This window comes from Metabacillus sp. 84 (assembly GCF_050107715.1).
GTDB lineage: Bacteria > Bacillota > Bacilli > Bacillales > Bacillaceae > Metabacillus_B.
On the sequence record NZ_JBNILN010000004.1, the window covers coordinates 91,971 to 106,963 of the forward strand.

General features: G+C 45.9%; 14 protein-coding genes. All 14 read right to left on the reverse strand.

Going from position 1 to position 14,993, the window contains the following annotated elements:
- Positions 1 to 8 precede the first annotated feature (8 nt).
- Entirely contained in the window at positions 9 to 1,052 is a 1,044-nt protein-coding gene (tdh, locus tag ACQCV8_RS09450; RefSeq protein WP_426844366.1) for an L-threonine 3-dehydrogenase, read from the reverse strand.
- Between the two features lie 308 nt (positions 1,053 to 1,360).
- Positions 1,361 to 2,227, reverse strand: a complete 867-nt coding sequence (locus ACQCV8_RS09455; protein WP_426844367.1) for a 2-oxoacid:ferredoxin oxidoreductase subunit beta — start codon at positions 2,225 to 2,227, stop codon at positions 1,361 to 1,363.
- On the reverse strand, positions 2,227 to 3,966 hold the full coding sequence (locus ACQCV8_RS09460; protein WP_426844368.1) for a 2-oxoacid:acceptor oxidoreductase subunit alpha: 1,740 nt from the start codon (positions 3,964 to 3,966) through the stop codon (positions 2,227 to 2,229). Before ACQCV8_RS09460 ends, ACQCV8_RS09455 begins: the two co-directional genes overlap by 1 nt.
- 95 nt (positions 3,967 to 4,061) lie before the next feature.
- Positions 4,062 to 4,976, reverse strand: coding sequence for a dipeptidase (locus ACQCV8_RS09465; RefSeq protein ID WP_426844369.1), 915 nt, complete (start codon positions 4,974 to 4,976; stop codon positions 4,062 to 4,064).
- A 119-nt stretch (positions 4,977 to 5,095) separates the two neighbouring features.
- Entirely contained in the window at positions 5,096 to 5,356 is a 261-nt protein-coding gene (gene spoVS, locus ACQCV8_RS09470) for a stage V sporulation protein SpoVS (protein ID WP_009330666.1), read from the reverse strand.
- A gap of 179 nt (positions 5,357 to 5,535) precedes the next feature.
- Positions 5,536 to 6,330, reverse strand: a complete 795-nt coding sequence (locus ACQCV8_RS09475; protein WP_426844370.1) for a TIGR00282 family metallophosphoesterase — start codon at positions 6,328 to 6,330, stop codon at positions 5,536 to 5,538.
- 272 nt (positions 6,331 to 6,602) lie between these two features.
- Positions 6,603 to 8,162: a ribonuclease Y gene (rny, locus tag ACQCV8_RS09480; RefSeq protein ID WP_426844371.1), complete on the reverse strand. Its 1,560-nt coding sequence runs from the start codon at positions 8,160 to 8,162 to the stop codon at positions 6,603 to 6,605.
- A 595-nt stretch (positions 8,163 to 8,757) separates the two neighbouring features.
- Positions 8,758 to 9,798: a recombinase RecA gene (gene recA, locus ACQCV8_RS09485; protein WP_426844372.1), complete on the reverse strand. Its 1,041-nt coding sequence runs from the start codon at positions 9,796 to 9,798 to the stop codon at positions 8,758 to 8,760.
- Between the two features lie 184 nt (positions 9,799 to 9,982).
- On the reverse strand, positions 9,983 to 11,236 hold the full coding sequence (locus ACQCV8_RS09490) for a competence/damage-inducible protein A (protein WP_426844373.1): 1,254 nt from the start codon (positions 11,234 to 11,236) through the stop codon (positions 9,983 to 9,985).
- A gap of 20 nt (positions 11,237 to 11,256) precedes the next feature.
- Positions 11,257 to 11,835 (reverse strand): CDP-diacylglycerol--glycerol-3-phosphate 3-phosphatidyltransferase, encoded by a 579-nt coding sequence (pgsA, locus tag ACQCV8_RS09495; protein WP_426844374.1) that lies wholly within the window; start codon positions 11,833 to 11,835, stop codon positions 11,257 to 11,259.
- An 81-nt stretch (positions 11,836 to 11,916) separates the two neighbouring features.
- Positions 11,917 to 12,831, reverse strand: coding sequence for a helix-turn-helix domain-containing protein (locus ACQCV8_RS09500; protein ID WP_426844375.1), 915 nt, complete (start codon positions 12,829 to 12,831; stop codon positions 11,917 to 11,919).
- Between the two features lie 9 nt (positions 12,832 to 12,840).
- Complete coding sequence (locus ACQCV8_RS09505; RefSeq protein ID WP_426844376.1) at positions 12,841 to 13,632, reverse strand: YmfK family protein; 792 nt, start codon at positions 13,630 to 13,632, stop codon at positions 12,841 to 12,843.
- 275 nt (positions 13,633 to 13,907) lie between these two features.
- Entirely contained in the window at positions 13,908 to 14,174 is a 267-nt protein-coding gene (locus ACQCV8_RS09510; RefSeq protein ID WP_426844377.1) for a DUF3243 domain-containing protein, read from the reverse strand.
- Positions 14,175 to 14,258: 84 nt separating this feature from the next.
- The gene (gene ymfI / locus ACQCV8_RS09515) at positions 14,259 to 14,972 is read right to left on the reverse strand and encodes an elongation factor P 5-aminopentanone reductase (protein ID WP_426844378.1); all 714 of its coding nucleotides are present in this window, start codon (positions 14,970 to 14,972) and stop codon (positions 14,259 to 14,261) included.
- Positions 14,973 to 14,993 lie beyond the last annotated feature (21 nt).

Sequence of the window (14,993 nt, forward strand, 5' to 3'; positions counted from 1 at the left end):
CCTGAAAGTTAGTAAGGATGCAAAACTACTTTTCCGCATTTTCCCTGTATCATCAAATCAAATCCTCTTTCAAATTCTTCAAGCTTTAAATGATGCGTGATCAGTCGCTCTACATTCACCTGGCCTGATTTGAGAAGACTTGAAACCTGCTGCCACGTTTCATACATTTTGCGGCCTGTAATCCCCTGTACGGTGATTCCCTTAAATACGATATCATTTGTTACATCAATCTGAACAGGCTGTACCGGCAGGCTTAAAATAGACACGCGCCCTCCATTTGTAACCATTTTAAATCCTTGATCCATAGCGACCGGATGACCGGACATCTCGCAAACCACATCCACTCCGTTGCCATCCGTTGCGTCCTTGATTTTTTCTAGCGGATTGGTTTCTCCTGAATGAATGGTGATTGTCGCCCCCATCGCTTTGGCGAGCTCCAGTCGATAGCTGTTCAAATCCAGAGCGATAACCTGGGAAGCTCCTGCCGCTTTTGCCACACCCACGGCCATTATTCCTATAGGTCCGCATCCGATAACCGCCACGGATTTTCCGGCCACGTCTCCGGCCAGTACGGTGTGCACCGCATTGCCCATCGGTTCTTGAATCGACGCCACGTCCCATGGAAGGTCTTTCGGATTTTTCCAAAGATTAGAGGCAGGCAGTGCAACGTATTCTGCAAAGCACCCATTCGTATCTACTCCGATGATTTTCGTGTCTTTGCAAATATGGGCATTTCCTGTCAGACATTGCGGACATTGCCCGCAGACTAAGTGGGTTTCAGCTGAAACATGGTCACCAGGAGCTACACTCGTTACCTTGCTACCGACTTCTGCAACTTCTCCGGAAAATTCGTGCCCAAACACGTAGGGAGGCTTTACCCGGCTTTGTGACCACTGATCCCAAGTATAGATGTGTACATCCGTTCCGCAAATAGATGTCGCTTTAACCTTAATTAGCACCTCATCTTCTTTAATTTGAGGAATATCTACTTCCTGGAGCTGAGCGCCATATCCTTCGTGATGTTTTACAACCGCTTTCATTTTTCCGTTCATGATGAACACTCCCCTGTCCAAAAAACTATGCATCTAGAGTGATTCTATCATTACCCCTAATTCGAGTAAAGGCGGCTGTCCTCTCAGAAAAGACACTTGAGCACCTGGTGAAAAAACAGAGAAATTTATTTTCCATATCCTCCGGATTGGAATGGCAGGGCAGACCCTTTAAGTTGAATTTCCTGCACGGACTGTTCCTTCCTTTAAAACAGACACCGTCTAATGAATTCATCGCCACATCTTAACCTAGCCGAAGCTTAATTACGGCCCTCTCCCCAAAAAAAAGAGCATCTACTTATAGATGCCGATTACATGAACTCCTCTGTTAATTGCCCGAACTGCTCCTCTGTTATCTCAAGCTTTGCTTTTGACAAGGGCTGATTGCTGTAGCCCTGAATCAAATGCTGATAGGAAGGGCGCGTCTTATCCTGATAAATCAAGCCTGTTACGAGACCGTTATATTTCATCACAGTCTGCATGGCTTCCCCTCGGCTTGAAGAGTCGTAGTCTTCCAATGAACTGAGCTTCGTCAGGTTTTCTTTAAACCAGTCGTACGTATTCACTTTGTTGTACGTTACGCAAGGACTGAAAACGTTGATAAAAGAAAAGCCGCTATGACGGATTCCCTGTTCAATCAAAGAGGTTAAATCCTTCAAGTCGGTTGAGAAACTTTGGGCAACAAAGGATGCTCCTGCTGTCAGGGCCATTTCAATGACTGATAAGGATGATTCTACAGAACCCTTTGGAGTGCTTTTTGTCACAAAGCCCGAATCGCTTCTGGGTGACGTTTGACCTTTCGTCAGTCCATAGATCTGGTTATCCATTACAATATACGTAATGTCAATGTTTCTTCTAATGGCATGGATCGTGTGCCCCATTCCGATGGCAAATCCATCCCCGTCTCCTCCTGAAGCGATGACTGTCAGTTCCCGGTTCGCCATCTTGACTCCCTGTGCGATCGGCAATGATCTTCCGTGAATGCCATGAAAACCATAGGATTGGATGTAGCCGGATATTCTTCCCGAACAGCCAATTCCTGAAACGACCGCCATCTGATCGGGCTCAAGGCCTGCATTTGCAGCGGCTCTCTGAATCGCAGCCTGGACAGAAAAGTCTCCGCAGCCAGGGCACCAGTTCGGCTTCACATCATTTCTGAAATCTTTAAATGTAGCCATCAGATCAGCTCCTTGCATTTTGTAAATACTTCATTAGGCAAAAAGGGATTTCCATCATATTTTAAAATCGACTGAATTTTATCGGAACAGCCGATGTTCATTTTAATAATGTTCGCGAGCTGACCAGTGGCATTGTTTTCAACAACCGCAATTTTTCCGGCAGATTCAGTAAGGGAACGAAGCTCTGCAGCTGGAAATGGATGAATCAGCCGGATATGGGCATGGTTGACCTTGACCCCGTGTTCTTCAAGTCTTTCCATCACTTCTTCAATGACGCCTCGCGTGGAATTGAATCCGATGAGAAGCAAGTCAGCCTCCGTATGCTTGACTGATTTATGGATAGGCTCAGGAAACAGCAGTCCATCCATTTTTCTTAACCGCTTATCCATTTGATTTTTTCGGTTGGATGCCACCTCTGACGGCTTCCCTGTTTCCTCATGTTCCACCCCGGTTACATGATGGATGCCTTTTTTCATTCCCGGCAGCACCCTCGGGGAAATGCCTGATTCTGTAACTTCATACCGTTTAAAATATTCTTTTCCCTCACGATCCGGAATGCTTGCGTCATCTGCGAGGGCCCCTCTCCTAATCTGAATTTTTTTATAGTCAAGCGGCTCCACCGACTGCTTGCCAAGAGACAGCTGCAAATCGGATAAGATAATAACCGGGCATTGATACTCCTCTGCGAGATTAAACGCTTCTACCGTATCGTAGAATGCCTCCTGTACTGTGCTCGGCGCCATAACAATCTTAGGGATTTCACCATGTGTACCGTAAATCATCGCCATTAAATCTGACTGCTCCTGCTTCGTGGGCAGCCCGGTACTAGGGCCGCCCCTTTGAGTGTCTACAACAACAAGCGGTGTTTCCGTAATGCCTGATAAACCGATTGCCTCCATCATCAGTGACAAACCCGGGCCAGCCGATGCAGTAAAGGTCCTCGTCCCCGCATAATTTGCTCCGATTGCCATCGTACAGGCTGCGATTTCATCTTCCGTTTGAATAACAGCCCCTCCGAATGAAGGCAGCTTTTTGATTAAATATTCCATAATTTCAGATGCAGGGGTTATAGGATAAGCAGCCATAAACCGCGCTCCTCCTGCCAGTGCACCAAGAGCAATCGCATCATTCCCGATCATGAACATCCGTTTTTTGCGATCCGCTCTCTCAAGGAACAGATCACTCCTGCAGTAGCGCAGCTCCTGTATCAAATAGGATGCTCCCTTTTCAATGGCATCCATATTCATTTCAACTACCTTCTGTCCTTTTCTGCCGTAAGTTTCATTTACAACTTCAAAGAAATCCTCCGGCTTCAGATTGAGAATTGCGCTTGTCGCTCCAATCGCCACCATGTTTTTCATGAGGGATGTTCCGAGGTCTGAAGCAATTTCGGTGAAGGGGATGGAGAACAGGGTCACGCCTTCCGCATTGGATAGGACAGGACTAAACCTTGAATCAGCTAAAACAATTCCTCCAGCCCTCAATTCGCTTGAGTTCACATCGATCGTTTCCTGGTCAAATGCGACTAAAATGTCCAGATCATCGGATATGGTGCGAATTTGTGACGTGCTTACCCTGATTTTGTTATTGGTATGCCCTCCTTTAATTCTCGAAGAAAAATGTCTGTATCCGTATAAATAATAGCCCAGCCGGTTTAAGGCAATGGAAAATACCTCACCCGTCGACTCAATCCCTTCACCCTGCTGTCCCCCTACTTTCCATGAAAGCTGCTTAATCATACATGTGCCCCCTTTATTTCAGCTTTAAAATATGTACAAATTTTTTTCGTGTCAGCCTGCGAAACACAGCCCTTTTTTCTTAATTTTTAAAAAATTCAAAACGGAATCCTGTCAGCAAAATGCTGAAAAGCTATTCCATTCGCAACATCTGCCGGATAGCGTTTAAATATCTCATTTAAAAGATTGTCATATTGATGATAGCCTTCAAGCCCGGGAACCGTTTCTTCAATGCCGTCAAAATCAGATCCAAGGCCTGTACAACGGTCTCCCCCAAGCGAGCATATATGCTCCAGGTGGTGCAGCAGTTTGGAAATGCTTGGCTCACTGCTGATGAAATCGGGCACGAATGTTATACCAATCGGTGCATCCCTTTCAATTAAAGCTTTTAATTGGCTGTCCCTTAAGTTCCTTGGGTGAGGTCTGATCGCATATGCATTTGAATGGGTAGCGGCCACATGCTTGGCTTTTTCGAAAACTCCCCAAAAGCTTTTTTCTCCTAAGTGGGAAACATCGATCCAGCTTCCTGTTTCATTCAGCCGTTCAATGAGCTTCTCTCCCAAAAGAGATATTCCGGCATTTCGTATTTCAAGGGCACCATCAGCAAAAAGGTTTGCAAAATTCCAGGTCAGGTTATAGATCCGAACTCCCTTTTCATGCAAAACACTGATTTTATCAAGCTCATTTTGAATGCTGTCACAGCCTTCAAGAGAGAGGATCAGCCCGACTTCATCCTTTTTAAGTTCGTTAATATGACGTTTCTCCGTTACAAGTCTGAACTGGGGATGGAGAGACAGTATTTTCTTGTGTACGATTTCAATCTGAGCGAGCACTGCATGAAACTGCTGGTCCGCCGGTACATGATTCGGTACAAATATTGCCAGACACTGGACTTTTGCATGATGGCTCGCAAGCTTCTCTAAATTTGTTTGCAGCGCCCCGTCCCATGGCTGAAGTGCGTTGTCCTGCCATAGTTTAAAGAGCATATCGCAGTGAGCATCAAAAATCTTCATCACCTGTCCCTCCTGATGCTAAAATAAGAGGCTGACCTTAACACAGGCATGTCCCTATCCATGCCGCAAAGCTGCGGCATTTACGGGAGTCCTGGCTGGTCAGCCTCTGACTTATCATTTTAACGGGGTTCAACAATCAGCTTAATGGCTGTTCTTTCTTCCCCATCAATTAAAATATCTGTAAAAGCTGGAATGCAAATTAAATCCACTCCGCTTGGTGCTACAAACCCTCTGGCAATAGCTACGGCTTTTACTGCCTGATTCAGCGCTCCTGCTCCGATGGCCTGGATTTCAGCGTTTCCCCGTTCCCTCAATACCCCGGCAAGCGCTCCAGCTACAGAATTAGGATTTGATTTTGCTGAAACTTTTAATATTTCCATTACTGTTTCCCCCTTATTCATTACCAAGGATCGTGAGTGATCATTGGAACAACCGTTGTTGGATATTGTTCAAAACGCATCCCCTTGACGTTGAACAAAATGGCTAATCATTCCATTACTACATATATTCACTAGCGCACAGCGGTATTCCTGCCTTTGCGGCCGTTTTTTCTAAAAATTCAATCAAAATAGGGGTGGTCATCGTTTATGGCGATTCTCTTTATGGATTGAGCCATTCCGGTCTTATTGTCAAGGCGGACTACAACTCCGCTAAGCTGGGTACGCCCTTCTGCTACCTCAAACCTTACTGGAAGGCTTGTTAAAAACCTCCTGATCACCGGCTCCCGTGAGGTTCCTAGAATCCCATCATAAGGACCGGTCATTCCTGCATCCGAAATATATGCGGTCCCTTTCGAAAGCACCCGTTCATCTGCTGTTTGAACATGTGTATGAGTACCTACCACAGCGGATACCCTGCCATCCAGATACCAGCCCATGGCCTGCTTTTCGCTCGTGGCCTCTGCATGAAAATCTACAAAGATGAACGGGGTTCTTTTCCGGGCCTGCTCGACAAGCTCATCTGCTTTTCGGAAGGGGCAATCAATGGCCGGAAGAAAAGTGCGCCCCTGCAAATTAATAACGGCTACTTCTTTATTACCCATTTTCTGAAAAAACATTCCATTTCCCGGGGTTCCTTCAGGATAATTTGCCGGTCTGATTAGATTAGGCGTTTTATCTATGTAGTCTGTGATTTCCCTTTTATCCCATGTGTGGTTTCCCATTGTGATGACTTGGGCACCGGCCTCCATCAATTCATGGTAATTCTTCTCCGTTAATCCTTTCCCGTGTGCTGCATTTTCCCCGTTTACAATAACAGCATCCGGCATATAATTTGATTTTAGCCGGGGGAGATAGGTTTTAAGCATCTCTCTTCCCGGTGAACCGACAATATCTCCGATAAATAATATGTTCATTTAAAAAACCCTTTCTTTAAAGCTTTATATGAGGCTGTTTAAGCATAACATGCAATCATACCAGATCAAGCCTCATCAATAAGCCTTCGTTTAATCATCAAGCCATTCTTACTATGCTGTGCCACTGTTTATGTGGAAACAAGCTTCTTTCCGAATATAGTCCCCATTTAAGCTGTTTATTTTATCATGGCCAATAGGCAGAAAAAAAATAAAGCGGCGCTAAGCACCGCTTTATTTTTTCCATTCCTTCCCGTTTTTAGAGGGATTGAAAATTATTTTGCGTATTCAACTGCCCGCGTTTCACGGATGACCGTGACTTTGATATGACCTGGATAATCCAGTTCCTCTTCAATCCTTTTTCGGATATCACGGGCAAGCCGGTGTGCCTGAAGATCGTCAATCGCGTCTGGTTTGACCATAATCCGAACCTCACGGCCAGCCTGGATTGCGAAGGACTTCTCGACACCCTCATAGGATTCAGAAATTTCTTCAAGTTTTTCCAGCCTGCGGATATAGTTTTCAAGGGTTTCACTCCGTGCTCCCGGCCTGGCAGCCGACAGAGCATCCGCAGCGGCAACAATCACAGCGATGATGGAGGTCGCCTCCTGATCACCGTGATGGGAAGCGATGCTATTAATGACAACCGGGTGTTCCTTGTATTTTCCTGCAAGTTCCACACCAATTTCAACGTGGCTTCCTTCCACTTCATGGTCAATAGCCTTTCCGATATCGTGAAGCAGTCCAGCCCGTTTAGCAAGGGTAACATCTTCGCCGAGTTCAGCAGCCATCAGGCCTGAAAGGTAAGCTACTTCCATTGAATGCTTCAGAACGTTTTGACCGTAGCTCGTCCTGAATTTCAAACGGCCGAGGATCTTGATAAGATCCGGATGCAATCCATGAACTCCCACTTCAAATGTGGTCTGCTCACCAACTTCCCGGATATACTCATCAACTTCCCGACGTGATTTTTCAACCATTTCTTCAATCCGTGCTGGATGGATCCGGCCGTCCTGAACAAGTTTGTCCAGGGCAATTCTCGCTGTCTCCCTGCGGATTGGATCAAATCCGGAAAGAATGACCGCTTCAGGCGTATCATCAATAATCAGATCGATTCCTGTAAGAGTTTCAAGGGTGCGGATGTTCCGGCCTTCACGGCCGATTATACGTCCCTTCATCTCGTCATTTGGAAGATTTACAACAGAAACGGTCGTTTCCGCCACGTGATCTGCAGCACAGCGCTGCAGTGCAAGAGACAGGATCTCTTTCGCACGCTTGTCTGCTTCTTCTTTTGCACGAGTCTCACTTTCTTTGATCAGAACAGCGAGATCATGGGAAAGCTCATTCTCCACTTTATCCAGAATGATCTGTCTTGCCGAATCTCTCGTCAAGCCTGAGATACGCTCAAGCTCTGTTTGCTGCCTGCGTACCATCTCATCCACTTTGCTTTCCATCTCTTCAATATGTTGTTGTCTTTCAGCCAAAGAGTTTTCCTTGCGGTCAAGAACTCCTTCTCTTTTGTCGAGAGAATCATCTTTCCTGTCAAGGTTCTCCTCTTTTTGCAATAATCGGTTTTCCTGTTTTTGTAGCTCGTTTCGACGATCACGAATTTCTTGTTCGGCATCCGTGCGAAGCTTATGAATTTCATCCTTCGCTTCAAGCATCGCTTCTTTCTTAGCTGCTTCAGCCTCGCGTCTTCCATCTTCAAGAATTTGCTCGGCGGCACTTTTTGCACCGGCAATTTTCGCTTCGGCAATCGATTTGCGAACAAAATAGCCAACAACTACACCTACGATTAGGCCAAGCAAAATGGAGATGATTAGTGTTGCGTCCATTATCTCACCTCCTCTTGCTATGAACATTTCTTGCTAGAATAATGTGTCGGCACGTACATTGTGTGATAGGGTCTCAATATACTGCACTTGTTTTTTTCAGGATGATTTTAGTTGTAAGCTAAAGGCAATCGGCAGTAGCTGCTTTAGCCAAAATCATCAGGTTCTTTTGTTAAAAAATACTAAAAATAAAACAAAATACACAACTTTATTGTATAGTTGTAAAAAATACTTGTCAAGCCAGTCATTCTGCCCGTTTCAGCCGATTCCCCGGGATCTGATCTGTTTTGTTTCCAAATCCTCTGACAGACAGAAAAAGGGCGGTGTAACTACCTGCGATTTAAAGCCCTATCCTCTTTTTAATTTGATCTGTTCCCGCTCATCTATGACCAGGCTTCTCAGAGTCAAGGGGGCAGGCGGCGGACAGCCTCATCGCTCTGTCCCGCTGCTTTCAGTGAGTAGCCCGGCACCTTCCGCTTTAATCAGCGTAACCAATCTTTGTAAGTTAAAACGATTTTCACAAAGAAACCCCCGGTATCGGGGGTTTTCCAATCCAATATTTCCTCAGGCAGACCACTTGCTGAATAGATGCCGGTTGTTAATCTTCCAGTTCAAACAGTTCTTCTTCCTCTTCGGGAGGAGCATCAACTGTTTCATCCAAACGGTAGTGATCTCTGATCTGTTTATGAATGACAGTCGCGACATTTGGATTTTCCTTTAAGAACTGTTTGGCATTCTCACGGCCCTGTCCCAGGCGCTCTTCATTATAGGAATACCAGGATCCGCTCTTTTGAACGATATCAAGGTCTGTTCCCATATCGATTATTTCTCCTTCACGGGAGATGCCCAGCCCATACATAATATCAACTTCCGCCGTTCTGAACGGAGGAGCCACCTTATTTTTAACTACTTTGATTTTCGTTTTATTTCCCATTACGTCATTGCCCTGCTTGAGCTGCTCTGCACGGCGGACTTCAAGACGAACGGAAGAATAGAATTTTAATGCCCGTCCACCGGGAGTGGTTTCAGGATTTCCGAACATAACGCCCACCTTTTCACGAATCTGGTTGATAAAGATGGCGATGGTTTTGGACTTGCTGATGGCGCCGGACAGCTTTCGCAGCGCCTGGGACATTAGACGCGCCTGCAAACCAACATGCGAATCTCCCATTTCCCCTTCGATTTCCGCTTTTGGAACAAGCGCCGCTACGGAGTCGATTACAAGGATATCCACCGCTCCGCTTCGAACGAGTGCCTCGGCAATTTCAAGCGCCTGTTCACCTGTGTCGGGCTGTGACAGGAGCAGTTCATCAATGTTGACGCCAAGCTTTTGAGCATATACCGGATCCAGCGCATGCTCAGCATCAATAAATGCAGCCTGTCCGCCCTGACGCTGAACCTCCGCAATGGCGTGAAGAGCGACTGTTGTTTTACCCGAACTTTCAGGTCCGTACGTTTCGATAATCCGCCCGCGCGGGTATCCGCCTATTCCGAGTGCAACGTCCAACGCGAGAGATCCGCTTGGGACGGTGGATACTTTCCGGTCAGTCTGTTCCCCGAGCTTCATGATAGAGCCTTTACCAAACTGCTTTTCTATTTGTTTCAGCGCCATATCCAAGGCGGCTTGACGATCATTCATCTATCGTTCCTCCTCTAATCTTTAACCTATTCTTACTATATCTCTTTTTATTTAATTTGCCAAGAAAAAAGTCGAACATTCATTCGATTATTTTTCATCTTTGCTTATTGAAAATACGATTTATCGCTAAGGCAAAAGTTAATTATGCCATCAGCTAAACGGTAAAAAAAGAAAAGCACACAGCTTATTTCGCTGTATGCTTTTCCAGATGCTTCATGAGAAGCCTGCACCCGTATTTAACCGTTCTTCTTCTGATTCCGTCCCTGCTTCCTGCAAGCTTGAGCTCATGAACTTCTGTTCCGCTTTTGGATGAAATTCCGATAAATACTGTCCCGACCGGCTTCCCTTCCATCGGTTCAGGCCCAGCGGCACCCGTGAAGCTGATTCCGATATCCCCCTCTGCAAGAGAGCGGATATTTTCGGCCATTTCCTGCGCGCATTCCCGGCTAACCGCTCCAAATTCATCAAGCGTTTCCCGTTTAACCTTAAGCAAATTCTGCTTTACAGAATTTGAATAACAGACAATTCCTCCCTTTAAAACCCGGGAGGTGCCCTTTACAGTCGTTAGCTGCTCGGAAAACAGGCCGCCAGTCAGACTCTCTGCTGATGACACCGTAATCTTCCTTTCTATAAGGCGGTCTGTTAATTCCTGCAGGAGGCTTGTGCTCTCATACCCGTAGAAAAATTCACCGACCCGGCTGTTGATTGTCTGCTCCATTACGTTCAGCATCTGGATAGCCGTCGTTTCTTCCTTATGCTTAGCTGTCAGCCTCAGTGTGACTTCGCCGTCTCCTGCAAGCGGGGCAATCGTAGGATTGGTTTGTCCGTCAATCAAGTCTTCAAGCTCTGACTCAAGCTGGGACTCGCCAATCCCAAAATAACGAAGCACTCTGGATAGAATCCGGTCCTGCTCACCGAGAAGCTCCAGCAAATACGGCCTTGCATAATTTGAAAACATCGGGCGCATCTCTGATGGAGGGCCCGGCAATAGAATGTAGACGATTCCATCCTTTTGCAAAGCCATTCCCGGTGCCATTCCGACATCGTTTTGTAAAATCTGCGCTCCATCGAATACCAGGGCCTGCTTTCGGTTATTTTCGGTCATTGTACGGTTCAGCTTTGCAAAGTAATCCTCAATGGACTGCATGGCTTCCTGATCGGTAACCAGATTTACATTCAACAGGGCTGCAACCGTCTCTTTCGTTAAATCATCCTTCGTAGGTCCTAGCCCGCCTGTAAATAGAATGACGTTTGACCTCGACTGGGCGGTTTGAACCGCAGCTTTTAATCTCTCTGCATTATCCCCGGCCACAGTATGGTAATACGTGTTGAACCCCATTTCAGCAAGCTCACCTGAAATAAACTGCGCGTTCGTGTTAGCAATTTGCCCGAGCAGCAATTCTGATCCAACAGCAATAATTTCGGTTTTCGTATCCATAGCCTGGTCCTCCTTGAACCTTACTTTGAATTTAAAAATGCTTGTTTGTTTTTAGCAAAATAATCCCATCCCGAGATGACAGTGAAGATGACCGCGACCCATAATGCCATTTGTGCGAATGGGACGTTTAACGGTTCAAACGGGAAATTGTTAAGCAGAAGCACGGAGACAGCGATAATCTGTGTCCAGGTTTTAATTTTCCCGAGCATATTTGCCGCGACCACTTCCCCTTCATTCGCCAGGATGAGTCTTAAACCGGTCACAGCAAATTCCCGGCTGATGATGATAATGACCATCCATGCAGGAGCAAGCTGAAGCTGAACCAATATGATCAAAGCAGCGGATACAAGCAGCTTATCTGCGAGCGGGTCCAGGAATTTACCGAGATTTGTCACGAGATTGTACTTCCTTGCATAATATCCGTCAATCCAGTCTGTTACTGATGCCAGAATGAAAAGGATCGCGCCGGCAAATTGAGAAACCGGCATTTCCGTACCGGCCAGGCTCATTGATCCCCAGTTAAAGGGATAAAGCATGATGATCATAAAAACGGGGATTAGCAAAATTCTGGATACGGTAATTTTGTTTGGCAAATTCATATGTTTCTGCTCCTTCGTCCGGCACTGTGCAAAGTACAGCTCCGCCTTATTCTGTTGTAGGATAAATGGCAAGAAAAGCCATCATTGAGATGACTTTTCAGGGGTAGTATAGGTGATCGTCATGGATTGTGTCATGACTTTGGATGGATCGATCGCGTATTGCAAAGCTTCACCGTTAATCTTAATGTCTGTATTCGGAGCGTTTCCAATACGGATTTTTACTTCATTTTCATTTGTCAAATCAAGTTTCTCCGTGTTCCCTTTTTGAATCGTTTTAGACAGAAAAGTCTTGCCCTTCCCGTTTTTAACCGAAATCCAGGCCGCGTTCTTAGCGGTGATCTCCAATTCGAGTTTCTCTGCGTTCTCTACCTTATAATCAGAAGCGGCATTTCCTGTTTTTTTGCCGGTAACGGATTGCTTCAGCTCCGGCTCAGGTTTTTCAGCTGGCTCTTCCTCCGGCTCTTTTGCCTGTTTTTCCTGCTGTGGCTGCTCCGCCAAATCGGTGTCCCCGTTCTTGATTGAATCGTCCACTTTGACTTCTGATCCGATCGATTCTGACTGGGGTTCGGATTTTACTGGCGGAGCGCTGCCTGTATTGCTCTGGTTTAAAATATAAATCACAAAGGCAGCGGCTAAGATCAGAATAATGATTATGATTTTAGGCAGCAGGTCGATTGCCTTGGATGCACTTTCAGGCAGTTCACGCTGAGTCTGAACCCTCGAAAGCTGTCCCGGCACCTCATCCTGCCCGCTGTCCGGTATCTCCTTCCGGTAACGCTCAAACAGCTCTTCAGGATCAAGGCCTACTGCTTCTGCGTATTGCTTGATGAAAGCGCGGACGTAAAATTTGCCGGGCATAATTTGATAGTTGCCCTCTTCGATTCCAATCAAGTACCGTTTTTGAATTTTAGTCATTGTCTGCAAATCATCCAGTGAAATTTGCTTTTCTTCCCTCACTTGCTTAAGGTGATTCCCTAATTCGCTCAACCAAAACACCTTCCATAATTAAAAATCAAATCCAGAAAAAGCCGACTGATCGAGCATTTGGGGCTCTTCAGCGTCTTCATATGTAATTTTTTCATCCGGGTGGTTGCGGAGTTCAATGATATAGTCAAAATCATCCATTGTATATTCCGTATTTTGCACAAATACATCCGGGTGTTCCACAATCTTTGTCGCAGAGAGCCGCATGATTTCTCGAACCAGCTGCAGGTGGCGCTCCGTCCCTCTTCTGGTCGAAACAATGCCGTCAATGATAAAAAGATTATCTGCATCATATTCGTCGGCAATCAGCTGGCTTCTAAGCGTTTGCTTCAGGAGCGTCGAAGACACAAACAGCCATTTTTTATTGGCACAGACGCTGGAGGCTACGATGGATTCTGTTTTTCCGACCCTCGGCATGCCGCGGATCCCAATTAACTTATGTCCATCCTGTTTCATCAGCTCAGCCAAAAAATCAACGAGGAGTCCAAGCTCATCCCGGACAAACCGGAACGTTTTTTTGTCATCCGCATCACGCTGGATGTAGCGTCCGTGTCTGACCGCAAGCCGGTCACGGAGCTTTGGCTTTCTTAATTTTGTTACCGTAATCGTATCCATTGTATGTAAAATAGATTCCAGACGTTTTATCTGATCGTTGTGTTCACATTTTAAGAGGAGTCCGCGGCGCGAATCTTCTACACCGTTGATCGTTACAATATTTATAGAAAGCATACCCAGCAGGGAAGAAACGTCCCCAAGCAGGCCTGGCCGGTTTTTCTGGATTTCATATTCCAAGTACCATTCTTCCTTTTGCAAGGAAAATCCCCCTTTCAATTGAGGCGATATGTACCTATAAAACTATAATAAAGCATTTTCACTCAATAAGAAAGAAGAATTCCCTAAACCTCTTAACGGAGGAAGATGCTGGACATCCCTTTTAGGCTTCAGCAGATTATTTTTAGAAGGGAATCCTCCGGAAGTGCTGGTCCACTCTGAAAAAATTGAGCTTAAATGGGGCCACATGGCAGCCAGATTAAATCCAATTGAACAGAATATCATAAAGCAAAAAAGAGAGGCATCGCCTCCCCTTTTTAATGAGTTCCTTCTGTACCGTTGTTGCCCACAAGCTTAACCATCATGTTGGCGATGGCATGCTGTTCTTCTTCACTTGCAACACTCCATAAATCAGCCAGCACTTTTTCCTGGTCGTTTTTGGATTCAACCTGGTTCGCAAGATATCCACCGATTTCGTATGCAAGGCCTGAAATCGTTTCACGGCTCATTCCGCTGTTTTCAGCATGATGAAGGCGGTCCCCAAGGAAGTTTTTCCATGAATCCCAATTGTTCAAAACGGACATTGTCATTCCTCCAGTGCCATAGATTGATTACAAGGTTAGTTTTGCTGATTTGCTCTAATTTATGCAGGATGGTCAAACTTTTCTTTAGCGCCAGCCTCCGTTAACGGATAATATATGGCCATTTATATATGAGGCCTTATCTGAGGCTAAAAAGGAAACCGCATCTGCAATTTCTTCCGGTTTCCCAAGCCTGCCCGCCGGAATATCTTCAGCTATCGCCTTAAGGTCCTCTTTCGTGAACATGTCAAGCATGCTGGTTTCAACAGCGCCCGGCGAGACGGCATTCACACGGATCCCGCTTGGAGCCAGCTCTTTTGCCAATGCCTTAACAAACGTATTTTGTCCGCCCTTTACCATTGAATACAGAACTTCACACGCAGCCCCTGCCTCCCCCCATATGGAGGTTACAGCAATTATGGCACCTTTTTTTTCTTTCACCATGCCGGGTACTACTCCTCTTGAAAGCAAAAACGGGCTTGTCATATGGAGCTGTATCTGCTGGTCAATTTCTATTTCGCTAAGATCAGTAATCAGGCCGTAGGGGGCAGTTCCCGAAGCAAGAATGAGCAGGGATACGGGATGGGTGACCTGACTGAGAAGTTCCTTCGTTCCCCCGGATGCTGAAAGATCCGCCTGAACAAGGATACAGTCCGTTCCTTTAAGCTTCTCCTTCAGCCATTCCGCCTTTTTCCGGTTTTTATGATAATGAATATACAAGTTCCAGCCTTCTGATGCCAGCTTCTCAGCTATTTTTGATCCAATGCCGCCGGTAGCTCCTGTAATCAATGCGTACCTCATTTCCTGGCTCCTTTTCATTAA